Source organism: Roseovarius bejariae (assembly GCF_009669325.1).
Lineage (GTDB): Bacteria > Pseudomonadota > Alphaproteobacteria > Rhodobacterales > Rhodobacteraceae > Roseovarius > Roseovarius bejariae.
In genome coordinates this window covers 1250069-1272351 of sequence record NZ_SZWE01000001.1, presented here as the reverse complement: position 1 = coordinate 1272351, position 22283 = coordinate 1250069, and the positions used below count along the sequence as shown (strand labels likewise).

At 58.5% G+C, this 22283-nt stretch carries 22 protein-coding genes and 1 tRNA gene; 12 read left to right on the top strand and 11 right to left on the bottom strand.

The window, feature by feature from the left end:
- Nucleotides 1-130: 130 nt before the first annotated feature.
- Nucleotides 131-922, bottom strand: coding sequence for a tryptophan synthase subunit alpha (gene trpA / locus FDP25_RS06050; protein ID WP_154149887.1), 792 nt, complete (start codon nucleotides 920-922; stop codon nucleotides 131-133).
- A 125-nt stretch (nucleotides 923-1047) separates the two neighbouring features.
- Here trpA and ychF point away from each other — a divergent pair, with 125 nt between their 5' ends.
- Together ychF and FDP25_RS06040 are read left to right on the top strand one after the other, a co-directional pair.
- Complete coding sequence (gene ychF / locus FDP25_RS06045; protein ID WP_154149885.1) at nucleotides 1048-2145, top strand: redox-regulated ATPase YchF; 1098 nt, start codon at nucleotides 1048-1050, stop codon at nucleotides 2143-2145.
- A gap of 310 nt (nucleotides 2146-2455) precedes the next feature.
- Nucleotides 2456-2545 (top strand) — tRNA-Ser (locus tag FDP25_RS06040).
- Between the two features lie 162 nt (nucleotides 2546-2707).
- Here FDP25_RS06040 and FDP25_RS06035 read toward each other — a convergent pair.
- Both FDP25_RS06035 and FDP25_RS06030 read right to left on the bottom strand, forming a co-directional pair.
- Nucleotides 2708-3133, bottom strand: a complete 426-nt coding sequence (locus FDP25_RS06035; protein ID WP_246175781.1) for a response regulator — start codon at nucleotides 3131-3133, stop codon at nucleotides 2708-2710.
- Between the two features lie 59 nt (nucleotides 3134-3192).
- Entirely contained in the window at nucleotides 3193-4275 is a 1083-nt protein-coding gene (locus FDP25_RS06030) for a response regulator (RefSeq protein ID WP_154149883.1), read from the bottom strand.
- 323 nt (nucleotides 4276-4598) lie between these two features.
- Between FDP25_RS06030 and FDP25_RS06025 the strand changes: the two genes are divergently transcribed.
- The gene (locus FDP25_RS06025) at nucleotides 4599-5609 is read left to right on the top strand and encodes a response regulator (RefSeq protein ID WP_154149881.1); all 1011 of its coding nucleotides are present in this window, start codon (nucleotides 4599-4601) and stop codon (nucleotides 5607-5609) included.
- Between the two features lie 45 nt (nucleotides 5610-5654).
- Here FDP25_RS06025 and FDP25_RS06020 read toward each other — a convergent pair whose 3' ends face one another.
- A complete protein-coding gene (locus FDP25_RS06020) occupies nucleotides 5655-6398 on the bottom strand; it encodes an acyl-homoserine-lactone synthase (RefSeq protein ID WP_154149879.1) in 744 nt (247 codons plus the stop codon).
- Nucleotides 6399-6620: 222 nt separating this feature from the next.
- On the opposite strand from FDP25_RS06020, the gene FDP25_RS06015 reads away from it, so the two are divergent.
- The 4 genes from FDP25_RS06015 to FDP25_RS06000 all read left to right on the top strand — a co-directional run bounded on the left by FDP25_RS06015 (nucleotide 6621) and on the right by FDP25_RS06000 (nucleotide 9624).
- Nucleotides 6621-7556, top strand: coding sequence for a histidine kinase dimerization/phospho-acceptor domain-containing protein (locus tag FDP25_RS06015; protein WP_154149877.1), 936 nt, complete (start codon nucleotides 6621-6623; stop codon nucleotides 7554-7556).
- 60 nt (nucleotides 7557-7616) lie between these two features.
- Nucleotides 7617-8036: an ATP-binding protein gene (locus tag FDP25_RS06010; RefSeq protein ID WP_172982759.1), complete on the top strand. Its 420-nt coding sequence runs from the start codon at nucleotides 7617-7619 to the stop codon at nucleotides 8034-8036.
- 238 nt (nucleotides 8037-8274) lie between these two features.
- Entirely contained in the window at nucleotides 8275-9255 is a 981-nt protein-coding gene (locus FDP25_RS06005; protein WP_154149872.1) for a response regulator, read from the top strand.
- Between the two features lie 30 nt (nucleotides 9256-9285).
- Nucleotides 9286-9624 carry an Hpt domain-containing protein gene (locus tag FDP25_RS06000; protein WP_154149870.1) on the top strand — a complete coding sequence of 113 codons (339 nt, stop codon included), beginning with the start codon at nucleotides 9286-9288 and terminating at the stop codon, nucleotides 9622-9624.
- Nucleotides 9625-9734: 110 nt separating this feature from the next.
- On the opposite strand, the gene FDP25_RS05995 is transcribed toward FDP25_RS06000, so the two are convergent.
- Nucleotides 9735-11552 carry a sensor histidine kinase gene (locus FDP25_RS05995; protein ID WP_246175779.1) on the bottom strand — a complete coding sequence of 606 codons (1818 nt, stop codon included), beginning with the start codon at nucleotides 11550-11552 and terminating at the stop codon, nucleotides 9735-9737.
- A gap of 111 nt (nucleotides 11553-11663) precedes the next feature.
- Here FDP25_RS05995 and FDP25_RS05990 point away from each other — a divergent pair, with 111 nt between their 5' ends.
- Nucleotides 11664-13058: a hypothetical protein gene (locus FDP25_RS05990; protein WP_154149868.1), complete on the top strand. Its 1395-nt coding sequence runs from the start codon at nucleotides 11664-11666 to the stop codon at nucleotides 13056-13058.
- A 17-nt stretch (nucleotides 13059-13075) separates the two neighbouring features.
- Here FDP25_RS05990 and FDP25_RS05985 read toward each other — a convergent pair whose 3' ends face one another.
- A complete protein-coding gene (locus FDP25_RS05985) occupies nucleotides 13076-13723 on the bottom strand; it encodes a TetR/AcrR family transcriptional regulator (RefSeq protein WP_154149866.1) in 648 nt (215 codons plus the stop codon).
- Between the two features lie 61 nt (nucleotides 13724-13784).
- Between FDP25_RS05985 and FDP25_RS05980 the strand changes: the two genes are divergently transcribed.
- Genes FDP25_RS05980 through FDP25_RS05965 form a run of 4 tightly spaced genes read left to right on the top strand, consistent with a single transcriptional unit; the run spans nucleotide 13785 to nucleotide 17675 of the window.
- The gene (locus FDP25_RS05980) at nucleotides 13785-15101 is read left to right on the top strand and encodes a flavin-containing monooxygenase (protein ID WP_154149864.1); all 1317 of its coding nucleotides are present in this window, start codon (nucleotides 13785-13787) and stop codon (nucleotides 15099-15101) included.
- The gene (locus tag FDP25_RS05975) at nucleotides 15098-15994 is read left to right on the top strand and encodes a bile acid:sodium symporter family protein (RefSeq protein WP_154149862.1); all 897 of its coding nucleotides are present in this window, start codon (nucleotides 15098-15100) and stop codon (nucleotides 15992-15994) included. Before FDP25_RS05980 ends, FDP25_RS05975 begins: the two co-directional genes overlap by 4 nt.
- The gene (locus FDP25_RS05970) at nucleotides 15991-16920 is read left to right on the top strand and encodes an SDR family oxidoreductase (protein ID WP_154149860.1); all 930 of its coding nucleotides are present in this window, start codon (nucleotides 15991-15993) and stop codon (nucleotides 16918-16920) included. Before FDP25_RS05975 ends, FDP25_RS05970 begins: the two co-directional genes overlap by 4 nt.
- The gene (locus tag FDP25_RS05965) at nucleotides 16917-17675 is read left to right on the top strand and encodes an SDR family NAD(P)-dependent oxidoreductase (protein ID WP_154149858.1); all 759 of its coding nucleotides are present in this window, start codon (nucleotides 16917-16919) and stop codon (nucleotides 17673-17675) included. Before FDP25_RS05970 ends, FDP25_RS05965 begins: the two co-directional genes overlap by 4 nt.
- Nucleotides 17676-17688: 13 nt before the next feature.
- Here FDP25_RS05965 and FDP25_RS05960 read toward each other — a convergent pair whose 3' ends face one another.
- Genes FDP25_RS05960 through FDP25_RS05940 form a run of 5 tightly spaced genes read right to left on the bottom strand, consistent with a single transcriptional unit; the run spans nucleotide 17689 to nucleotide 22243 of the window.
- Complete coding sequence (locus tag FDP25_RS05960; RefSeq protein ID WP_154149856.1) at nucleotides 17689-18525, bottom strand: energy transducer TonB family protein; 837 nt, start codon at nucleotides 18523-18525, stop codon at nucleotides 17689-17691.
- Entirely contained in the window at nucleotides 18522-18950 is a 429-nt protein-coding gene (locus tag FDP25_RS05955) for a biopolymer transporter ExbD (protein ID WP_154149854.1), read from the bottom strand. Before FDP25_RS05955 ends, FDP25_RS05960 begins: the two co-directional genes overlap by 4 nt.
- A 3-nt stretch (nucleotides 18951-18953) precedes the next feature.
- Nucleotides 18954-19373 (bottom strand): ExbD/TolR family protein, encoded by a 420-nt coding sequence (locus FDP25_RS05950; RefSeq protein ID WP_246175778.1) that lies wholly within the window; start codon nucleotides 19371-19373, stop codon nucleotides 18954-18956.
- Nucleotides 19339-20217, bottom strand: a complete 879-nt coding sequence (locus tag FDP25_RS05945; RefSeq protein ID WP_246175777.1) for a MotA/TolQ/ExbB proton channel family protein — start codon at nucleotides 20215-20217, stop codon at nucleotides 19339-19341. Before FDP25_RS05945 ends, FDP25_RS05950 begins: the two co-directional genes overlap by 35 nt.
- The gene (locus tag FDP25_RS05940) at nucleotides 20192-22243 is read right to left on the bottom strand and encodes a TonB-dependent receptor domain-containing protein (protein WP_154149850.1); all 2052 of its coding nucleotides are present in this window, start codon (nucleotides 22241-22243) and stop codon (nucleotides 20192-20194) included. The genes FDP25_RS05945 and FDP25_RS05940 overlap by 26 nt, the downstream gene beginning before the upstream one ends.
- Between the last annotated feature and the right edge of the window lie 40 nt (nucleotides 22244-22283).

The following is a 22283-nucleotide window of genomic DNA, read 5'->3' as shown; positions in this document are numbered from 1 at the left end:
GAGCTATCCAATCGGCAAAATGGTAAGATTTCATTACCAATGCGCAGAGCCGTGCGCAAGGATCAGGCCGCCGGAGCCTTGCCATGGTGGCAAGGGACGCGATGATTAACCATTTGTTAAGACTGGCGGCTCAAGCGGAATGAGCGCCGTCGGCGAGGCCCTTGACGAACTCCAGCACCTGCGCCGGGGTGTGGCCTTCGGCCAGTTTGCCGACGATGGCGGAACCGACAACGGCGCCGTCCGCGACGCTGGCGATCTCGCGGCTGGTGTCGGGCGTGCGGATGCCGAAGCCGACGATCACCGGCAGATCGGTGTGCGATTTGATGCGCGCAACCTCGGGGCCGACATCGGTGGCTTGTGCGGCCGCGGCGCCGGTGATCCCTGTTATCGACACATAGTAAACAAATCCTGAAGTGTTCGTCAGAACCTTGGGCAGGCGTTTGTCATCGGTGGTGGGCGTGGCAAGGCGAATGAAGTTGAGCCCGGCCTTTTGGGCGGGAATGCAAAGCTCTTCGTCCTCTTCGGGGGGCAGGTCGACCACGATCAACCCGTCGATCCCGGCCTCTTTTGCATCCACGAGGAATTTATCGACCCCGCGGCTGTAGATCGGGTTGTAATAGCCCATCATGACGATTGGCGTCGTGTCATCGGTTTTGCGGAATTCACGGGCCATTTGCAGGGTGCGTTCCAGCGTCATGCCGCCTTCGAGCGCGCGCTGACCGGCGAGTTGAATGGTCGGGCCGTCGGCCATGGGATCGGTGAAGGGAACGCCCAGTTCGATGATGTCGACGCCCGCGCCGGGCAGGCCCTTGATGACATCGAGCGAGGTATCGTAATCTGGGTCCCCGGCCATGACATAGGCGACAAAGGCCTTGTTACCTTCGGCTTTCAGCGCGGCGAATTTGGCGTCGATACGGGTCATGCGGGAATCCTGTTGGTTGATCGAAATGGGTTTGGCCGAAAGAGGGGCGAAAATCAATGCCCTGCTTGACCTTGCCTGCCCCCGCGCCGTAGATGCGCGCGATATGCAATGCAGGAGGGCCGGTTATGGGCTTCAAGATGGGGATCGTGGGGCTGCCCAATGTGGGTAAGTCGACGCTGTTCAACGCGCTGACGAAAACCGCCGCGGCGCAGGCGGCGAACTTCCCGTTCTGCACGATCGAGCCCAATGTGGGCGAGGTCAACGTGCCGGACCAACGTCTTGATACGCTTGCACAAATCGCGGGCTCCAAGCAGATCATCCCGACGCGGATGACCTTTGTCGATATCGCCGGTCTGGTGAAAGGCGCCAGCCAGGGCGAGGGGCTGGGCAACCAGTTCCTGGCCAATATCCGCGAGGTGGACGCCATCGCCCATGTGCTGCGCTGTTTCGAGGATGGCGATGTGACCCACGTGGAGGGGCGCGTTGATCCGGTGGCCGACGCCGAGGTGATCGAGACCGAATTGATGCTGGCCGATCTGGAAAGCATCGAGAAGCGCCGCGCCGGCCTGGTGCGCAAGCTGAAGGGCAATGACAAGGAGGCGGTCCAGCAGGACCGCCTGCTGGCCGAGGCGCAGGCGATGCTGGAAGAGGGCAAGCCCGCCCGCCTGGTCGAGGTGAGCGAGGACGACGCCAAGGCGTGGAAAGGTCTGCAACTTCTGACCACCAAGCCGATCTTGTACGTCTGCAACGTGGATGAGGGCAGCGCGGCAGAGGGCAACGCGTTTTCCGCAAAGGTCGAGGCGATGGCCACCGAACAGGGCGCGGCCAGCGTGGTGATTTCGGCCCAGATCGAAGAAGAGATCAGCCAGTTGGACGCCGAGGAAGCCGTTGAATTCCTTGAGGAATTGGGGCTTGCCGAGGCCGGTTTGGCGCGGTTGATCCGGGCCGGGTACGAGTTGCTGCATCTTGAGACCTATTTCACCGTTGGCCCGAAAGAGGCCCGCGCATGGACCATCAAGACCGGCACCTCGGCCCCCAAGGCGGCAGGCGTGATCCACGGTGATTTCGAGAAGGGCTTCATCCGGGCGGAGACCATTGCCTTCGACGATTTCGTCGCCTGTAACGGAGAGCAAGGCGCCAAGGAAGCGGGCAAGATGCGCGCCGAGGGCAAGGGGTATGTCGTCAAGGATGGCGACGTTTTGCACTTCCTGTTCAACACCTGAGCCGGGGCGGGGTTAACCGTTTCGTCGAATCATGGCCCATTCCCTTGGTTAACAGGGGGATGGGGTGATTTTGGCCGTGCTGTAACACCTCGGTATTTTGTCGGTATCGCGTCGGTATGGGCGGCTGAGGGCCTGCGGATGAACAGGGCGTGCGGGGACGGGTTGTACGTTTCGTACGTGCGTTTCGTACGTTTTGTCGTGGGGGGGTATGAGGCCCCGGGGCAGGGGTGTTCTGATTGAATTCGAAATGAATGACATCGAAGGCAATTCCGACTTGCCCCCCCGTGCCGCTTTCGATAAACGCGTCGGTGGAGACGTGGCCGAGTGGTCGAAGGCGCTCCCCTGCTAAGGGAGTAGGCGGGAAACCGTCTCGAGGGTTCGAATCCCTTCGTCTCCGCCATTCAAATCATGCGACTGCGGTTGGGAGCTAAAGGGGTGAGGCCCCTTCATTTTGCGTTGGCAAAATCCGTGTTCTGCATCGGTGGCGGTCGCGCCGTATCTGTCTGGGAAAGAGTGTTCGGGGGCGCCGATAGACGGTGCTGGCTTTGTGGCAAAGGCCGGGTCAAACGCGGGTTTTTACCGGCCCGTCGTTTAGAACTTTCATGATTTGACCGGCCAGTGTCAGGGGTTCGAATGGCTTTGTGATGACGGCAATCCCGCCGGCCTGTTTCAGCGCGGCCACCTCTTCGCTGTTTGCGCGCGCCGTCATGAATATGACGGGGGTGTCTTCATATTGTGGAAGCATACGCAATTCGGAAAGCAGGCTGTCCCCGTTCATCCCCGGCATCATCATGTCGAGCAAGAGAAGGTCGGCGACGTATTCCTTGGCCAAGAGAATAGCCTCACTCGCACAGCTGCATTGCCGCACTTCAAAACGTTCCGAAAGCTGAAGTGCGAGATAGGTTATCTCTTGGATGTCAGGATCATCTTCGACATGTAATATTTTGAACATCGACCGGGACACTTGCGCAACTTTACGAATGCGCATCTCTTACAACGAGTTGTCCCTTCGGGCAATGGGGGAACTTTACTTGAGGTCAATCGGTGTTAGCTTGCAAGAGATGACAGGCCGAATTCATCCTGTTCTTCCTCACGCTGTTTCATCCTCGCGATGGCGGCTTTCACCGCCCGGCGGAAATTGAGCTTTGGCGAGGTTGGCAGGTTCAGCGGAACGCCAACGATGAGATCCAGGCGAATGTCGTTTCCGGCCCCCTTTGGAATGTTCATCGAGTTCAACGCACGGGCGATGCCGGCTTCGGCGTCTTGCGGGTTGACTGTGACGGAGCCATCAATCGTGGCAAGGAAAACCCCGTTTCCTGCCTGGCTGATGAAAACGGAATGTGGCCGGAAGTGATTTGCGATTGCATGTGCGACGGCTTGCATCATGGCCGTGAAGTCGGCCGCGCTTGTGCGCCGGAAAATGCGGTCGATCCGTTGGATCTGGATTGCCACGAGGTTCAGGTCACAGCTGCTGGATTTCGTGACTTGCTCAAGATAGTTCTGAAAGACAACCGGCGACAACACAGGATCGTCAGCTGTTTCTATTTCGTCGATGTCGATCGCGGGCTCTGAGCGGCGGGTTTCGGGGGCAGGGGCCGTTTTTTGCCGCCCCATTTCCATGCTTTGCAGCGCCATGTAGCTATCGATAGCCGCCTGACGTTCCTTTACGAGCCGCTCTGCGACCCTGACACGAGTCAGAACCTCAAGGAATTCAAAGGGCTTGGTGATGTAATCCGTGGCCCCCTTTTCAAACGCCTTCTGAACCGAGTCGCGATTCTTGTAGCGTGTGATCATCAAAATGGGGGTGTTCTTGTACTGATCGGATTTGCGAATTTCCGCACAGAGGCTGATGCCATCCATTTCCGGCATGTCGATGTCGAGCAAGATGCAATCGTAGCAATGCGAGGCCGCAGCAAGGGTGTCCAATGCCTTGAGTGGCGAAGTCTCGAGCTTGATCTGATCGTATCCGCCCTCGGTCAGGCACTCACGGAGCAAGTCCAAGGATACCGTATCGTCGTCAACAGCTAGTATTTTCATTGGCATGCCTCCTGTACTGCATTCTTTCGCATGTTTGCCGGCTGGCTCTTGGCCGCTCTTTACCTTGTCCGCGCCGGCGCGCGCTTGGGTCACTTGGAATTGTAGCTATGGGGCAAAAATGTCCAAATTATGGAGAGATGCAGAGGAGTCCGGCGCTAAGCCGAAAGTCGCTCATTCCGTGCTCGTCCCCCTTTTTTTCTGTCGAAACGGAAGGCCGTTCGGGCGAGGTGATTCAAATTTTGGGCGCATTTACGTCAGTAAGCGTTCAGATTTGATAAATAATAAAATAAAATCAATGTGTTAGAGTTTCACATTTAGGTGCGAATTCTTGTGGTGCACGCCTCAAAATCGCCAGTATTGGAAAATATTCAATCAGTAGGCGAAACTGACTTCGAGCTATATGGGGGTATAGTCACGTGCGCATTCTTCTTGTTGATGACGACCCGGTTTTCACCGACCTTCTTTGTGAGAACCTGAAAGAGCGGGGGTTCGACGATATATCCGTGGCCGACTCCGCCTATGCGGCGATCGATATGGTCGAGAGCCAGCGGATCGCGTTCGACTGTTTCCTGATCGATATCATGATGGAAAAAATGGACGGGATCGAGCTTTGCGCCCATTTGCGTCAACGTGCAGACTGCCGGTCTGCTCCGATGATCATGATTACAGCGGGTGAAGCCGAAAAATACATGGACCGGGCCTTTGAAGCCGGAGCAACGGATTTCATGCGTAAACCGCTTGATCCTGTGGAAATGGCAGGCCGGATCAACACGGCAATGCTGCTGGTTCAGACGACCCGCGTGGAACAGCAGAGCCGCTCGGCATTGCGGGCCCTGCTTTCATTCGCGTCCGATTTCGATTTGATTGATCTTGGTGAGCGGGTGAGCTTTCCAGATGTGGATGGCATGGTCGATTACTATCAAATCGAGAACAAATTCCTGAGAATGCAGAAAGGATTTTACCCGATCAGCCTGTTCCGGGTGGAGATTCGCAATTTTTCCGCACTTTTCTCAAGTTTGGAACGCAGCAATGTTTTTCAACACTTGCATGCGATCAGCCATATCCTTTCCCAGACGGTCAATGCGCGGCGGTTTCAGATGTCCTATATCGGACATGGAAAGTTCATCCTGTGCGTGATCGAGCACACGGATATTGTCCCGCAACTGTTGCAGACGCGGCTGTGCGAAAATATCCGCCAGACCTTGAAGGAATTGCCCGGGGGAAAACCGGACGAGACCTTCTTGGATGTCACGGCCTTGACAGCACATAGAATTCAGTCGCCGCAAGCCGCGTTGAAGTTGCTGTCAAAAGAACTGGCTTCGGCCCAGACGCCAAAGAGAAAGGCCCTGCCCGAAATCGACGTGATCGAAAAGGAGATCTTTTCGCAGGTCGAGAAAGAAGAGGTCAAGCAGTCTCGCAGTCGCTAAAGTGTTTCGCCTTTAACCTGAGACATCAGCAAAAGGCGAAACGCTTCAGTTTCGTACGGAACGTGGATCGATGACATTCATGAGGGCGGCCTGTGTGCGGTCGCCGTCGATCTCCATTGCGGGGCCGACAGGGGTTGCGTTCATGCCGATCCGCTTCATCCATCGGCTGAACACGGCCGGTACAATGCCGATGATCCCGCTGACGCCCATTTCGCGCGCGGATGCTGCCATGTGTTCTAGAAGAATGGTTTGTATGGCAAGGCGGCGCTTGGAGGAAACGGAGTTTGCCACAAACAGGCGCGTGGCCTCCCAGATCTCGGGGCGTACCGGGGCTTCGAAGAACAGGATGTCTTGGGGAATGTTCTCCAACAGCCCGAGCTGGGCATCGCGCAGCATGTAGGAATAGTGGCCACATCTGGCGATTGTCGGCGTGAGGCGCATCCCCGCGATGACGCGGCCATATTCGTGAACGATCACCCATTTGCTTTGCGGGGTGTCGTACTGGTCGAACTCCATCCCTTCGGTCTGTGGAAGGTCCCAGCCTTTGTGGTCGATGAACACCTCGCGTCGCGCCCGAAGGTAGTTGGGGAAAAGTTGCCCATAGGCATGCATGTTCTCGAACGAGAGGGTCGTTGCCTGCACCTCACCAGTCAGTTCCGGGAGTTTTTGTTGAAACTGATTTTCCGCAAGTTTGAGTTTGCGGCCCGATGATGGCATGATCTTGGGCTGGGCCACAAGCTCGGGGAATATCTCCGCTGCCCGGTACGAGTGTCTTTCCTCTAACCCCATGGGATGTCCTCGATTTACCTCAATTCGTGGTCTTTTTCACATGCTTACCAGAGGTTGTATTTTTTAGCCATAGTTTTGCCACCTTTTTATGGTGGAAAATTAATAATTCCTTCTATTTAATAGGAGGATAGTAGGCTTGGTTGACCTGTATCGCCTGCCAATACAGTAAGTGTTGTGGCTGTTATTGCAGAAGCAACCTGAGCAAAACGCGATTGGTGAAACATGGGCCTAGCATCGTTCTACAACATAGAATTGCAAACACCGCGCAACCTTTTTCTGCTTACCGCGCAGATGACCGATTATGCGCGGGTGGGCCAGAACCTTTTCTGGCAGCGGCAAGGGCTTTATGCGGCGGCGCTGATCCTCGAAGCGGTCTATTACAGTTGGATCGCGGCATTGGTCGCGTTTGCTATTGTGGCGTTAACCGAAGTCTTTGACGCCTATGTTTTCAGGCGTGTCCTTAGGATGAGAAAACGCAATCGGGCTGAGGCCGTTTTCTGCCTTCGACTGCTTTATGCGGGCACGATACTGAGTTCCCTCAATATCGCGGCATTTGCGATCACGATTGCCCTGCTCCAGGGCCATACGACGCATTTCATGCCAATGTTCCTACTGTTCGCGGCGGCCGTCTTCGCGGCCATGAACAATCACCAGATACAATCCATTCTTGTGATGAGGCTGAGCATTTATTTTGCCGCCTTCCTGTTCATTCCCCTTTACGACATTGTCGTCACCGGCGCGCCAATCCTGTCGGAGCTCTGGGTTCAATTCTTCACGAGCCTTTTTGTCATGTTCTTTATTGCGGACAGTTCGCGCGTGTCCCGCGGGCTTTACATGAAGACCCTTCAGCAGATGAAAGAGCTGCGTGCCGAACATGAGAAAACCAAGGCGGCCTACGTCGCCAAGTCCGAGTTTCTATCGACAGTCAGCCACGAGTTGCGAACACCGCTTACGTGCATCAAGGGATCGCTTGACCTTATCGGTCATGGCGCCATGGGGGAGGTGCCCGAGGCGATGGAGAAGGGGGTCACCATGGCGCAACGAAATGCTGATCGGCTAAGTGATCTGGTGAACGATTTGCTGGACCTGCAAAAGATGGATGCAGGGCGCATGGAATTTCATTTTGACACCGTCAATGTCGGAACATTCCTGTCGTAAGCCGTCGCCGCCAATCAACCTTATGCAAATAACTTTGATATCAAGCTTGACCTGAAGGCGGTGGATCCCGCGCTTTTCGTTCACGCCGATGAAGACCGTCTGGAGCAAGTTCTTTCGAATATCCTGTCCAATGCGGCCAAGTTTTCAAGCCCAGGGGAGACAGTTTCCATATCGGCCGAAGCGGTGGATGATGATGTTCGGATTTCCGTTGTCGATCGTGGCTGTGGCCTTTCCGAGGACTCCCGGCAAGCCGTGTTCGAAGAGTTTCGCCAGCTGGATTCATCGGACCGCCGCAAGGTGGGCGGAACCGGATTGGGCATGAACATTTCAAAGCGCATCATGGATGCGCACGAAGGTATTTTGGACTATTCGAAAAACGACGGGCCGGGCACGACGTTTTTTGTCGAGTTGAGGCGTGTTGAGGTTCCTGTGACGTCAACTCCGGAACCGAATGTTCACTGGATGCGCCAGTCTGCGTGAGCAAGTCTGCGACACTGTCATAACTTTAACACGTTTCGCGGGCCGGATGGCCAATCTTGAAATCCATACGGTCAATCGAATTGTAAGACACTGATTTACATGTGAATTTTAGACGTCCGGTTTCTCGTGCTTTTTCTGGGGTTGCCAAAATATCGCCGCCTTTTGGGTCCAATATAAGACCATCATGAGCCAGTTCTGCCGGTAGGCGGCAGGCTTGGCCTGACAAAAGGAACGTGAAATGAAGATTTTGGCTGTCGATGATGATCCAATCATCCTGGACCTGCTCACCGAGGTTTTGCGCGCTGCCGGATTCACCAATTTGACCGTTTGTAGTTCTGCGCGTGATGCTCTCAATGAAATTGAACAGGCTGTCGTTCCGTTCGACTGCTTCTTGTTCGACATCCAGATGCCGGAGGTTGACGGTATCGAGCTTACGGCGGCCGTTCGGCGGACGCCGGGCTATGCCGAAACGCCGATCCTGATGATCACGGCCATGTCCGACCGTACGTATATCGATAATGCGTTTGCGGCGGGGGCCAGTGACTACATCACCAAACCATTTGAAATCGGTGAGGTGCATGCCCGCTTGCGCGTGATCGAAAGCCTTGTCACCGAGCGCAAATGGAAAGAAGACCGCAACCCCGTGACCGCCCCGCAAGAGCCGCTTGCGCTGGTGTCCGATGAGCTTTTCCAGAAACGTCTGCAACTACAGGAGATCGATGGTTTCATCGATTACCTCGCATTGGAGAACTACTTGCTCCAGGTGTCCCGCGTTTCACTTTTGGGGATGTATGCGGTCGGTGTTGCCGTTCGGGATTTCAAGCGCCTCTTTGCCGCGAGTACCGTATATGAATACGAATCCGCGGTTGCGGATGTTGCAGAAGCCCTGTCCGACACGTTGAAACCGCAAAGCTTTTTCGCGGCCCATGCCGGCGAGGGAGAATTTGTTTGTGTTCTGGCCGATGGGCGCAATTTTGACGCCGAAGAGTTCCAGAAAGCATTGAATGAAACGCTCCACGAGATGGACCTGCACTTTTGCGATGGGCGCCCCATGTCCATTCAGGCGACTGTTGGTGACCCTGTTTCGCTTAAGGTGAAGTCGGCGAAAAGCCTTCCGAATGCCTTGGTGCAGGCGGCATCGAATGCGGAGAGTGTCGCACTCTCAGGGCGCGTTCAAAATGACGAAAAGTGGACGAAAAGAACCCTTTTCGGGTTGTAAAAAAGCACACAATCCAGCGATGCTAGGATCATGATGGATGCAATATTGAGCGAGGGGCTTGCCCGAGTGCGCAGGCGTTTTGTCGAGGAACTTGGGCCGCGGCGCGATAGGTTGGTAATGCTGCGCGAAGAGGGCGAACAGACGAAGTGGGCACAAGAGCAAGTCACGTCGATTGGCCGCATCGCGCATAAAATCGCAGGGACAGCCGCGACGGTCGGGTTCGAAAAGCTTGGCGCGATCGCGGCGGAACTGGATGACCTGACAACCCGGGAAATGACAGATGGTGACATGCTCAGTATTGAGATTGTCCGCCGATTGGAAAACGTGATCGCGCTGTCCGACCACATCCTTGCCGAACAAAATTCATAAGCAACAGGAAACCAGAGCCGCCTGATGGCTTTGGGGGCTAACTTTTTGCGAAGTGGTTTGGATCTGAACTGAGTGTCTTGCGGGAAGGGCGCAGGTTTTGTCCCGCTCGCTTATCCTGCAATTCTTGTTTCTTCTTCAGCGAGTTGCATGGCAAGGTCGAACTCGACATGGAATGTCGTCCCTGCGCCGACCTGACTTTCATATGTAATGTCACCGGACATCTGCCTGGCCAGTTGTTTCGAGATGTGCAGGCCCAGCCCCGACCCTTGGGTGGAGCCTTGGCCGCTATTCGCGACCTGTTCAAAACGGCCGAAAACATGATCTTCCATGCCCTCGGGAATGCCGTGGCCCGAGTCCTTGATCGACAGTCTTACCTTGCCGCCCGTGATCTGCAATGCACCCTCGACGACGCCGTCATCATTGGAAAACTTGATGGCATTGGACATGAGGTTGTCGACAATCTGGCGAATTGCGAAGGCATCCCCGTTGACGACTGCGGAATGATCAATCGTTGACTGAATGAGCTGCACGCCACGTTCGGCGGCGAAGCTTCTGTTTTCTTCGAGGCTTTCTTCGAGAAGGCGACCAAGAACGATAGGTTCATGTTCCAGCGACAGTGCGCCAATGTCCATCTTTTGAGATAACAGGATGTGATCGATCAACCGGGACAGGCGTGCCCCGTTTCGATGCGCAATTTCGAGGGATGACTTGAGGTGATCGGTCAATTCCCCGAGGTGGCCACTGAGGGCGAGTGCGAGGCCGCCTTTCAGCGAGGTCAGAGGCGTACGCATTTCGTGGCTGATGACCGAGACGAATTCGTCCTTTGCCCGGTTGGCTTCGTCGGCTTGTTGGAGTGCGTCCTGCAAGGATGCGTTTATGGCAATCCGATCCGTGATATCCACCAAGGTGACACTCCAGCCAAGACCCTCGCCAGACGGATTTATGGGGTTTTCAACCTTCTGGATGCGCGGTTCATAGTCACGTTGCCCGATGCGTAGGTGAGTGGCCTCATCGGATGTGTGGAAGTATTCGATAGTCGTGCGAAGATCTTTGAGTACAGGGCAGGTGTCATTTTGAAGTCCCCTGGACTTTGCCGCGGTGTTCGCGAGTACGACATTTTTCTGTCTGTCGATCAGAACAACCGGTTCACTCATCGTGTCGAACAAAACCGATTGGCCGACGGTCGCCATGTCCATCGTCTTGTTGATCACAAGAAGCCAGGAAAACACGAGCACGCCGAGTGTAAACATAAAGGACGTAGGATCCAGCCCGAAGATGGTGAAGCCCAATCCAACGTAGGCGGCATTCATGACCAGCGGTGTAATGGTGATCTTGGTCAGCATGGTCAGCATCAGCCATGCATCCCGCTTTGCCCGGGTGAAAGCCCGTGCAAGGCAAACAAGAGTGGCGGCCACGAAACTGTATAGGACCGCGATGATCAGGTAGAACCCGGGACCGTGGACATAGTTTATCTGGCCGCCGCCATCAGGAATGACGGTGCCTTCGGCATAGACGAGATGATGCCATGGATTTGTTGCGGCGAATGCCACGGCGGCGATCGGTACAATGACCATGACAGCCCGCGCCGCAGGTTTGTGAACCCATGGCGCGTTATCCACGTAGGAAAAAACGAAATAACACCAGGCCACCGGGATCAATGCGTTGCCCAGCCACGCCGCGGTCGCCCATTGCAATTGACAGGAGTAATCGTTCGATGCGGCCTCAAGTCCGACGGTCAAAAGGACCCAGCTTACGCCAATCAGCGTGAGGGCATAAAAAAGTTTGCCGTTGAATGTTTGGTTGCGCAACGTCCAGGTCATTGTGAAGATTGCCAAGGCCGTGATGCTAGCCGTCACCAAGAAAACAGGATCTGACAGTGCGCCCGAAAAGCAATTCATCGTGCTCGTCCCCGAAATGAGAAATTTCATGTTTGTTTATCAGATCAAAGCATGAGGATGTGTTCAAAATTTGGCTTTAAATTGATGTTGATTTGAGAGGCTATTCAATTCCCGTGGATAGGAGCGTATCGTGCCGGTGCGATGCAGGTTTCAAATTTCCTCGACAAGATGACAGGCGGGTTGCTGGTTGTTCTGGCGGCCTTGGTTGTGGTGACCGAATGGGGGAGCGGCGCATGGCCTGATATGGCCTTGCCGTGGTTGATTATCCCCTTGATTGCTTTGCTGACGGTGCGTGTCGGTCCCGGGCGGTATGTCTTCGTGATCGTCGCGGTGGGTCTGACCTTGGCGCTTGCCGTGACGAACCCGGACTGGATTTCAATCACGAACAAGGGCTTGCAAACGGCGGCATTCATCGCGGCGTTTTTCTCGGCCCTGGCAACATTGAGAAGCGCCGCGGCGAGCTCCCCTTCGATCAGTCGCAGCGGTCGTTTCCTTGCGCAGCAGCCCCCGGGCATGCGCTATATCGCGTTGACCGTCGGGGGCCAGATGTTCGCGCTTTTGTTGAACTACGGTGCAATCGCCCTGTTGGGCAGTCTCGCGACGGCCAGCGCCAACGAGGAACCGGATGCCGAAATTCGGCGGCACCGCACACGGCGCATGTTGTTGGCGATCCAAAGGGCGTTTACCTCGACCTTGCCGTGGTCCCCGTTGTCCTTTGCGGTTGCCATTTCTCTTGCGCTCATCCCCGGGGCGCAATGGGTGGATGTGGTCATTCCGGGGGTCGTGACCTCTGTTTTGATGGCCGGGACCGGCTGGGCGTTGGACAGTATTTTCAAACCGCGATTGTCGCGGGCGAGGCCCGCACCGGTGCCGCCCGAGGGGACTTGGACGCTGATGTTGCCGTTGGTCGCTTTGCTGGCGATTCTTGTCAGCAGCCTCGTCATTCTGCATTTCATGACGGACGTTCGAACGGTCGGGCTTGTCCTGTTGATCGTGCCGGTGATCGCGGTGATCTGGACCGTTATGCAGGCATGGGGTGCCACGGATGACCCGGGATTTTGGCGCCGGGTCGGGGACTATGCCTTTGTCGAGTTACCGGGGTTTCGTGGGGAAATCTTGTTGTTGATGATGGCGGGGTATATCGGGACCGTTGGCGCCCCGCTGCTTTTGCCACTGCTTCTGGGCCTCGGGGTGGATTTGTCGCTTGTGCCGACGCCTGTGGTGCTGGTGGCGCTGGTCTGGATCATCCCATTGGCCGGGCAGATCGGGATGAACCCGATCTTGGTGGTGACGCTGATCGCGCCGCTTGTGCCCTCCGCCGAAAGCCTTGGCGTTGAACCGACGGCGGTTGTCGTGGCCATCACGGCGGGTTGGGCGCTGAGCGGGGTAACCTCGCCTTTCACGGCGACCACCTTGTTCATCGGATCATTCGGCAAGGTCAGCGCCAGTCACGTCGGCCTGAAGTGGAACGGAAGCTATGCCCTGATCACGGCCTGCATACTTTCCATTTGGGTGCTTGTTTTCGCGAACCTCTGAGCGTCAGGCCGGGAGTGTTACGCGGCAATTCCCGCAGCGCAAAATCGCACGAGATGATCAATTTGGGCATCTTGTTCGGATTGGCCGCCACTCAGGGTGCCAATACGGTCTTGGGAGGTCAGCAGGGCCAGCATGGCCGAGACAGAAAAGACGAAGCCTTCGGCAAGTTGCGGGCGGGACGCGTGGGGGACAAGCGCAAGAAGTTCTTCCATGAAAACCGCTGCGGTTGGATCGAAGAACTGCGCCGAGATATCCTGCCAGCGGTCATCGACGGAAACAAAGGCCACAAGGCGGGCGTAGTGGCGCCAGCGGGGGTCGTCGTGGGTGAGGTCGAAAAACGGGCGGATGAAGGCCGACAACACGGTGTCCAGCGTCAGGTCACCCCGGGCGCGGATCTGGGACAGTGCGGTCAGCCGGGCCTGTGACAGGGCTTCGGCGCGGCGTGCGATGATTTGGTGAAACAGGGCCTCCTTGCCTCCGCCGTGGTGGTGGATGGTGCCGATGGGTTCGCCCGCTTCGGTGGCGATATCGCGGATCGTTGCGCCATCGAATCCACGGGCGGCGAAGACCTTTTCCGCGGCATCCAGTACCCGGGTTTTCGTGGCAAGCGCGCGTTTCGAGGGCGCCCTTTTTCGTTTGGATTCAGTCAGTTGTGTGGCCGTCATATTTTCATCTTGTCTTATTTTGAACATTTGTTCAATCTAATAATGAACAAGGGAGGACAGGATGGATAACGCGCGCGAACGGCTCGCCCTGATCGGGGCGGGGCCGATGGGCTTGGCGACGGCCAAGCTTTTGGTCGAGCAGGAGATCGAGTTTCAGGGGTTCGAGTTGAACGCCGGGGTCGGTGGGTTGTGGGATATCGATGGTCCACGATCAACCATGTACGAGACCGCGCATCTGATTTCGTCCAAAACGATGACCGAGTTCACCGATTTCCCGATGTGCGAGGAGGTTGCGGAATATCCGTCGCATCGGGAAATGAAGCGGTATTTCGAAGAGTTCGCCGAACACTTTGATCTGGCCCGGCACTTCCGGTTTGGAGCGGAGGTGCTGTCATGCGAGCCGCTGGGCGGGCCGGGCGAAGGCTGGCGCGTGACGTGGCGCGATGGCGAGGGCGAACATACCGAAGAGTTTTCCGGTGTGCTGATCGCGAACGGGACGCTGAGCACGCCCAACATGCCCGAGTTCAAGGGCCATTTCAGTGGCGAGTTGATCCATTCGTCGCAGTACCGTTATGCCAGCCAGTTCGACGGCAAGCGTGTTCTGGTGATCGGTGCGGGCAACTCCGGCTGTGACATTGCCGTGGATGCGATCCATCACGGGGTTTCGTGTGACCTGTCGATGCGGCGCGGGTATTACTTCGTGCCGAAATACGTCTTTGGCAAACCGGCCGACACGATGGGCGGGGCGATCAAATTGCCGATGGCGATCAAGCGGGTGGTCGATGGCATGATCCTGAAATGGTTTGTCGGCAATCCGCAGAAGTATGGTTTTCCCAAGCCGGACTACAAGTTGTACGAAAGTCATCCGGTGGTGAATTCGCTGGTGCTGTACCACGCGGGGCATGGGGATTTGACCGTTCGCCCCGATATCGAGCGGTTCGACGGCAAGACCGTGCATTTCAAGGATGGAAGCCGTGCGGAGTACGACATGATCCTTGCCGCGACGGGCTACAAGCTCGACTATCCCTTCATTGACGATACGCTTCTCAACTGGCAGGGCGACGCGCCGCATCTCTACCTCAATTGCATGCATCCCGAGCGTGACGATGTTTTCGTACTGGGCATGGTCGAGGCCTCTGGCCTTGGTTGGCAGGGGCGTCATGAACAGGCCGAAATGGTGGTGCGCTATATCAAGGGGCTGCGGGACGACACGGGTGAAGCACGCGCCTTGCAAAAAACCAAGGCACAAGGGTTCGAGCGCGCGACCGGCGGCATGAATTACATCAAGCTGCCGCGCATGGCCTATTACGTGGACAAGGCCACCTATCGTAAAGCGGTGACACAGTGGATCGGCAAACTGGCCGGGGGCCAGCCATGATCGACGACGCGGTTGTCCAATTTTCTGCCGGATCGTTGATGCTGCTCAACGCGATCCTTGCGGTGGTGATGTTTTCCATCGCCATCGATCTCAAGCCAAGTGATTTCAGGGTTCTGGTGAAGGCGCCCAAGCCCTTGGTGATCGGGTTGCTGTCGCAGTTTCTGTTGTTGCCCGTGCTGACCTACCTGTTGGTGATGGTGACCCGACCGCAGGCCTCGGTCGCGCTTGGGCTGATCCTTGTGGCGGCCTGTCCCGGGGGGAACATTTCGAATTTCATCACCCACCGGGCGGGGGGCAATGCGGCGCTTTCGGTGTCGATGACGGGGTTCGCCACCATCGGGGCCATCATGCTGACCCCGGCAAACATCGCCCTGTGGGGAAGCCTTTATGAGCCTTCTGCCGCGATACTGCGCGCCACGGCGATAGACCCGGTCAGCATCGCGATCACGGTTGGGTTCATGTTGGTTCTTCCCTTGGTCTTGGGGGTGACGCTGAACACCACGCGCCCAAGCCTGACGGCTCGCTTGCGCGCGCCGCTGCAATGGCTGTCGATGGCGATCTTCGTGGGCTTCGTCGTTCTGGCTCTTGCCGCCAACTGGGACCTGTTCCTTGCTTTTGCGGGGGGTATTGCCGGGCTTGTGATCGTCCATAATGCGCTTGGCTTCGGCGGGGGGTACGCCCTGGCCAGCCTTGCGCAGCTGTCGCCATTCGACCGGCGGGCGGTGACGATCGAAACCGGCATTCAGAATTCAGGTCTTGGTCTGGTTCTGATCTTCGGCTTTTTCGGGGGACTTGGCGGTATGGCAGTGGTGGCCGCGTTCTGGGGGATATGGCACGCGATTTCCGGGCTGTTCCTTGCCGCTATCATGTCCCGGACGGAGGCCGCGCAATGACCCGTATCCTGATCACTGGTGGCGCGGGCATGGTCGGGCGGGCCTTGGCCGAGGCTTTGCCGCGCGAGGATGTTATCACGACGGATCTTGCCCGTGGAGACCTGCCGGAGAATGTAAGGTTCCGGCGTATGGATGTAACGGGCGATGACCCCGAGGATGTCATCGGCGAGGAACGCCCCGACGTGGTCGTGCATCTTGCATCCATCGTCACGCCACCGCCGGGCATGAGCCGAGAGCAGGCCTATGAAGTGGATGTGATTGGGACGCGCAAGGTGCTGGATGCTTGTGTGGCGCATGGGGTCAGGCGCTTGGTCGTCACCAGTTCCGGTGCCGCCTATGGTTATCATCCCGATACCCCGGTCCCCTTGACCGAGGAGGCCCCGTGCCGGGGCAATGCCGAATTTGCCTATGCCGATCACAAGAGGCAGGTCGAAGACATGCTGGCCGCGGCGCGGCAGGGTTTTCCGCATCTCGAACAGGTGGTCCTGCGTGCCGGTACGGTGCTGGGGGCGGGAACCGACAACCAGATCACGGCGCTGTTCCATCGCAAGCGGTTATTGGCCATCCGAAACAGCGACAGCCCTTTCGTCTTCATCTGGACCCATGATCTGGCCCGGATCGTAAAACGCGCGGCGACCGATGGACCACCGGGAATTTTTAACGTGGCCGGGGATGGCTGGCTTTCGGTGGATGAGATCGCCAAGACCCTTGGCAAGCCGGTGCTGCGCCTGCCGGCCTGGGTGCTGAAGGGGGCGCTGGCCTTGGCGCATCCACTTGGCCTGACACAATATGGGCCAGAGCAGGTCCGGTTCCTGCAATATCGGCCCGTTTTGTCCAATGAGCGGTTGAAGCGCGAATTCGGTTATACGCCCGAGTTGACCTCGGCCGAGGTGTTCGACCGGTGGAAGCGCGAGGCGGGCTTATGAAAACGGCGGTCATATCGGGCGGAAACGGTGGGCTGGGCCGGGCGATGGCCGCGCGGCTTGAGGCCGTAGGGTGGCATTGTGTCTTGATGGATATTGATGTCGCGGGGTTGGAGCCTTCACCGACCCGCACGCCGGTTTGCGTGGATCTGACCGATACTGCCGCTTTAGAAAAGGCCGCCGCGCAGATTATCGCCACGCGCCCCTCGGTCGATATGGTTATCTATAACGCGGGCGTGTCACAGATCGCCCCCTTCGCAGAGGCCGATGCCGCGAGTCATCGGCGTGTTTTCGAGATCAACTATTTCGCGGCGATCGAGATGGCACGGGCCTTCCAGCAGCCGGTCCGCGACAGTGGTGGCACGCATCTGGCCATTTCCTCGGTCGCGGGGTTCGCGCCGCTCTATGGGCGTACGGCCTATGCCGCGTCGAAACATGCGTTGCAGGGGTTTTTCGCCTCGCTGCGCGGGGAAGAGGCCCCGTTCGGGGTGCGTTGCCTGATCGCGGCGCCCAGTTTTGTCGCCACGAATATCGACAATGCGGACTGCGGGGAGGATGGCATCCTCCGCCCGGGGGCAGCGACGGATGGGATTGACTACATGAGCCCTGAACAGGCGGCCAAGATCATCCTGCGTGGCGTTGACAAGGGCCGCGACTTTATCCCGGTGGGGCGGGTGGCGTGGCTGGCCTCGCTAATGATGCGGGTCTCGCCGGGACTGTATGAGCGCATGATGCGGCGCAACATCTCGGGGACCTGAGTAAGGATGGCCCTTACCGTTTGAACTGCATGGCGAGGGTGAAGCTGTAGCTCGATTTCGTCAGGGCATTGGGGGCTGTGGGAAAGCGACGGGCGGCCCTGACCGCGCGCATTGCGGCCTTGTCCAGGGCGCTGTTGCCCGAGGAACGGGCGATGGAGACACCCCGCAGGGCACCCGCGCGACTGACCGCGATACGCAGTGTCACCGTCCCCGAGGCCCCGCGCGCCCCGGAAGGATAGCGTTTGCGCCGTTCGATCTTGCGCCGTATTTGCGCGCCCCATTGTGCCGCAAGGCTTTGAATTTGACCCTTGCTGAGCGTGGCGGCGCGGGACGATTTGGCATTCCCGGCATCGGCCCCGCCGCCCGCGCCGCTGGCCTGTGCGGCTTTGCGTGGCGGAGCCTTGGGGGCCGGTTTCGGTTTGGGCTTTGGATTGGCCTGCGCAGGTGTGGGGCGTTCCTTGGCTGGTTGGACCTTGGGTTCGGGCTTGGGCGGCGGGGGCGGGGCCTTGGCCACTCGGGCGTCAGGCGCGCTATCGGTCTGCGGTATGGAAAGACCCGGGGCAGGGCTGCGGCGGACTGTTTCCGACATCACGGGTTCGGGCAGCTGCATCGGCGCATCGGGCGGCTGCACCGCCTTGGGGGCGTCGATCTGTGGCGCGACCTTGGGGGGGCGCTCCCACCGTTCGACCATTTCAATGACCGCTTGACTGGTCGCTTGCACCGAGGCTACGGCCTGTCCCGCCTGCCCGGCAGAGTCCGCGCCCTTGGGGGTGGGAAGCTGGGCCAGCCCGGCCAGATGCAGCCCGCCCGCCATGGCCAGAAACAGGATAAGTTCAAGCGCCCGCCTCATCGCGTCACCGTTACCAGTTGCACCTCGGTGAAGCCCAGTGCGCCAAGCCGGGGCATGAGGGCCGCCAGACGGGCCGCGGGTACAGAGGCGTCAGCGCGCAGGACAAGCGGTGGCGGGGTGGCGCCCTCGTGACATCCCTGTTTCGCGCAATACGTGGCCTTGGCGGCGAGCAACGCATCCAGAGCGGCCTTCTGGCCCAGTACTGCGCCGCTGTAGGCCAACTCGCCCTGCGGACCGAGGTGCAGGGTGAATTCCCCCTCTGGCGGCGGGCCGTCCTGTGCCATTCTTGGTGGCGAAACCTCAAAAGGATCGGGTGGTGCGATCTGTGCCGTCATCAGGAAAAAGACCAGCAACAGGAACACCACGTTGATCATCGGCACGATGCTTTCGGGGGGCTTGCGTCTTGGGGGATCGGTAAAGCGCATGGGTCACTCCACCAGAACAAGGGCGGTGAAACCGGCGTCGTGCAGGCTTTGCATGACATCGACCACACGTTGCAGCACGGCCCCGTCCCGTGCGCGCAAGATGACGGTATCGCCGGGGTGGTCCATCAAATCGGTCAGGGTCTCGGCCAAAGCACCCTGCGCCACCGCTTGCCCATTGAGGTGGAGCGTGTCGGGCCGGATGTCCACAAGGCGCGGCGGCCCTGAATAGGGGGCCTCACCCTCTGTGCCCGCCACCTGCAAAGGCAGATGCGCCTCGACGCCAAAGCGCGAGGCCAGCATGAAGAACACCAGCAACAAAAACACCACGTCGATCATCGGGGTCAGGCTGGGCCGTTTGCGGGGTTGTGGGGTGCCGAAACTGATCATGTCATTCCGCAGCTTGGGGGTGTGCGGGTGTGTCATGGCTGGCCACGGGGCGCAGGAAAATTCGCGTTGCGGCGTCCTCCATTTCAAGGCGCAGGCGGTCCACGACGCTTTCGAACCAAGACAGGGCCATTGAGGCCGGGATTGCTACGCCCATGCCCGCCGCGGTGGTCAGAAGCGCCTCCCAGATGCCGCCGGCAAGGGTGGCCGGATCGGCCCGTGCGCCGGCCTGCTGAAGTGCCTGAAAAGCGGCGATCATGCCCAGAACCGTACCCAGAAGGCCCAGCAGGGGGGCAATCGTCGCAATCAGTTCCAAGGGGCGCAACCCGCCACGGGCCTGCGCCAGAAGGTTGCGGGCCATGCGCTCGGTCTCGGCCTCTGCCCCGGCGTCATCCAGCGTCGGGTCTTGCCGTGCCGTCATCGCCGCCCGGATCAGGCGCGCCCGGCAACTGCCCCGTCCCTCAAGTAGAGCGATCGCCGGGGTCTCCTGCCCGTCGCACCAGAGGTCCACGGCAGCACGCGTACGGCGCCCGCCGCTCCAGGCGCCCAGCAGGACCAGCCGCCAGACCTTCCAAAGGATCAGGGCAAGGGCGGCAACCGAAAGCGCGGAAATCGCCCAGATCGCCGGACCACCCAAGCGCACGAAACGCATTCCGCGCTGTAGGGGGGAGACATCCGTGGCAGGGACAGGTGCGGGGGCTGTTTCGGCCACGATAGTCTCGGCTCCGGCGAACCCGGCCTGTGCGGTGTCGGAGGGCGCTATTGCGCCCTCCTCCTGTGCCATGGCCCCGGCCAGCGGAAGAACCGTCAGGCCAAGACACATCGCCAGAACCCGGATCATACGGACCAAAGCCGCCTCAGAACCGCGCATCAAGCGAGACATAGATCGTCCTCCCCGGTTCATTCACCTGTGTCAGTGCCGGATCGAACAGGTTCGTGCGGCTCAGGTGGTTGGCATAGGTTTCATCGGTAACGTTGTTCACCCCTGCCCGCAGGGTGGCATATTCGCTCAGCTCATAGCTGCCGAAAAGGTCCAGCGTGGCAAAGCCCGAGGTGGTGCCGGGGTCGCGTGACGGGTCGATCCTGTCTTGCTCGGTGGCCCAGTTCACCCGTGCGCCTGCGCGCCAGAGGTCTTGCCCATAGGCCATCGAGATCTGTCCCTGAAGCGGCGGGATTTGTGCCAAGGCCCGGTCGTCTGTGGTGTTTTCGCCATATGTATATGTGGCATCACCCCAGATTTCCCAACCGTCACGCTCCCATCCGGCGGCGATTTCGACCCCGGCCAGTTGCGCGCTGACGTTGCGATAAGTGGTTGTGCCTGCAACGGTGAATTGATCGCGCAGGATGTAGTCATCGACGTAGTCCACATAGGCATTGGCATTGAGGTACCACGCACCGCGGTTCATCTGCATTCCGATGTCAAGTTGATGGTGCTTTTCGGGGTCGATGTCGGGGTTGCCGACCCAGCCCATGCGCGCAATCGCCCGCTCTGTCGCATCCGCTGTCCGGACCGAGCGTGACAGACCGGCGAAAAGAAGCGTATCGGTGGTCAGCTCATGCTCAAGGCGCAGCAACCCGCCAAAGTTATGCTCTTCCCGCGCGGCATTGAAGTTGGTGCCGTACTGCGCATTGTATAGCGTATTCGGCGCAGCCCCGAGTGCGGGCGTCACGGCGGCCTTGTCGGCATCGGCCCGGACATAATCGTACCGCAACCCGTATTTCAGGCGCGTCGCCTCGCTCATCTCGGTTTCGGCTTCGAAATAAAGCCCGGTCTGCGCAATCGTCACGTCCGGCCAAATGAAAAACAGTGAATTTGCAGGGTTTTCGGCCTCGATATTGGGTATTGGCCCCCTGAATACCGTCGCATCACGCGTATTGGCCTGATAATCCAAACCCAGTTTCGCCTCGGTCGCGCCAAAGCTCAGATGCGCTTCCAGCTTGCCACCCAGGGTGTCCGAGGTGGAGGGAGTGCGCATTGGCGTTATCCCTGGAGGCAGGGGCCGCAGTGAGTAGTTATCCATCACGTGATCGACAGCGGTGTGATAAAGCGTGCCCTCGATCCGGGTCAGTGCACCGGCGTCAACATCAACGCCACCCCGCAAACGATAGGTGATGGTTTCGTCAAAGGGGCTATCCATCCCCGCGCCGGGATAGAGCAAATCCTCGGCCACGTCGTATTCGGCATCAAAGGCGAGGTCCACGCCTTGCCCCACATAGCCAAGGGTCACCCCGGCGCTTTTCTGGTCAAAGGAACTGCGCACGGTCTGACCCGAGCCGTCCTTGTAATTGTCCGCCGATTTCAATTCCCCGGCGGCCTGCATGTAGAACCCGCGCCCGAGGTCGACGGTAAAGCGACCGCCCAGATCAAGATTGCCACCGTTGCTGGACAGTCCGGTGCTGAACTCCCCGGAGAAGGGCGATTCAGGATCGAGAGTCGGCGCATCGCGTTCAAGGATCACAGTGCCGCCCGAGCCACCGGGCCCGTGTGTCACGCTGGCATATCCCTTTTCAACGATGATCCGGTCGGCGCGATTGAACGAGGCCATGGCGGTCGGCGGGTCCATGCGGTTGGGGCAGGCGCCATAGGTGAAAGAGCCCGCGTCGATCACGTTCAGCTGGTTCTGCTGCTGACCGCGAATGACCAGTTCAAGGCCATGTCCACCCATGCGCCCCGAGGTCACGCCGGGAACCGAACGCAAGGCTTCGGCGCCATCCTGTGCCGGGGCCGTGCCAAGGTCGGCAGGCTCAACAGCGGTGGACATGGGGCCATCGGCGATCACCTCGTTTTCAACGAGAATAGGATCAAGGGCGATTGCGGTTGTGTTACCGTCTTGCGCGAGGGCAAGATTAGAGGTCGAGGAAAGCAGCAGGACAGTCGTGCCAAGGCACGCGTGTTTTTGTAGAGTCATGTTTTTGCCGTCTGATATTTGGAATTGAGACTGCGCGTAC

What these genes read in the sequence shown, in the direction of transcription:
- FDP25_RS05960 (WP_154149856.1), bottom strand. Translation starts at nt 18,525, where the DNA reads ATGAGGCGGGCGCTTGAACTTATCCTGTTTCTGGCCATGGCGGGCGGG.
- ychF (WP_154149885.1), top strand. Translation starts at nt 1,048, where the DNA reads ATGGGCTTCAAGATGGGGATCGTGGGGCTGCCCAATGTGGGTAAGTCG.
- FDP25_RS05990 (WP_154149868.1), top strand. Translation starts at nt 11,664, where the DNA reads ATGCAGGTTTCAAATTTCCTCGACAAGATGACAGGCGGGTTGCTGGTT.
- FDP25_RS05940 (WP_154149850.1), bottom strand. Translation starts at nt 22,243, where the DNA reads ATGACTCTACAAAAACACGCGTGCCTTGGCACGACTGTCCTGCTGCTT.
- FDP25_RS06000 (WP_154149870.1), top strand. Translation starts at nt 9,286, where the DNA reads ATGATGGATGCAATATTGAGCGAGGGGCTTGCCCGAGTGCGCAGGCGT.
- FDP25_RS06035 (WP_246175781.1), bottom strand. Translation starts at nt 3,133, where the DNA reads ATGCGCATTCGTAAAGTTGCGCAAGTGTCCCGGTCGATGTTCAAAATA.
- FDP25_RS06005 (WP_154149872.1), top strand. Translation starts at nt 8,275, where the DNA reads ATGAAGATTTTGGCTGTCGATGATGATCCAATCATCCTGGACCTGCTC.
- FDP25_RS05985 (WP_154149866.1), bottom strand. Translation starts at nt 13,723, where the DNA reads ATGACGGCCACACAACTGACTGAATCCAAACGAAAAAGGGCGCCCTCG.
- FDP25_RS05995 (WP_246175779.1), bottom strand. Translation starts at nt 11,552, where the DNA reads ATGAAATTTCTCATTTCGGGGACGAGCACGATGAATTGCTTTTCGGGC.
- FDP25_RS06015 (WP_154149877.1), top strand. Translation starts at nt 6,621, where the DNA reads ATGGGCCTAGCATCGTTCTACAACATAGAATTGCAAACACCGCGCAAC.
- FDP25_RS05950 (WP_246175778.1), bottom strand. Translation starts at nt 19,373, where the DNA reads ATGACACACCCGCACACCCCCAAGCTGCGGAATGACATGATCAGTTTC.
- FDP25_RS05955 (WP_154149854.1), bottom strand. Translation starts at nt 18,950, where the DNA reads ATGCGCTTTACCGATCCCCCAAGACGCAAGCCCCCCGAAAGCATCGTG.
- FDP25_RS05980 (WP_154149864.1), top strand. Translation starts at nt 13,785, where the DNA reads ATGGATAACGCGCGCGAACGGCTCGCCCTGATCGGGGCGGGGCCGATG.
- trpA (WP_154149887.1), bottom strand. Translation starts at nt 922, where the DNA reads ATGACCCGTATCGACGCCAAATTCGCCGCGCTGAAAGCCGAAGGTAAC.
- FDP25_RS05945 (WP_246175777.1), bottom strand. Translation starts at nt 20,217, where the DNA reads ATGTCTCGCTTGATGCGCGGTTCTGAGGCGGCTTTGGTCCGTATGATC.
- FDP25_RS06020 (WP_154149879.1), bottom strand. Translation starts at nt 6,398, where the DNA reads ATGGGGTTAGAGGAAAGACACTCGTACCGGGCAGCGGAGATATTCCCC.
- FDP25_RS05970 (WP_154149860.1), top strand. Translation starts at nt 15,991, where the DNA reads ATGACCCGTATCCTGATCACTGGTGGCGCGGGCATGGTCGGGCGGGCC.
- FDP25_RS05965 (WP_154149858.1), top strand. Translation starts at nt 16,917, where the DNA reads ATGAAAACGGCGGTCATATCGGGCGGAAACGGTGGGCTGGGCCGGGCG.
- FDP25_RS05975 (WP_154149862.1), top strand. Translation starts at nt 15,098, where the DNA reads ATGATCGACGACGCGGTTGTCCAATTTTCTGCCGGATCGTTGATGCTG.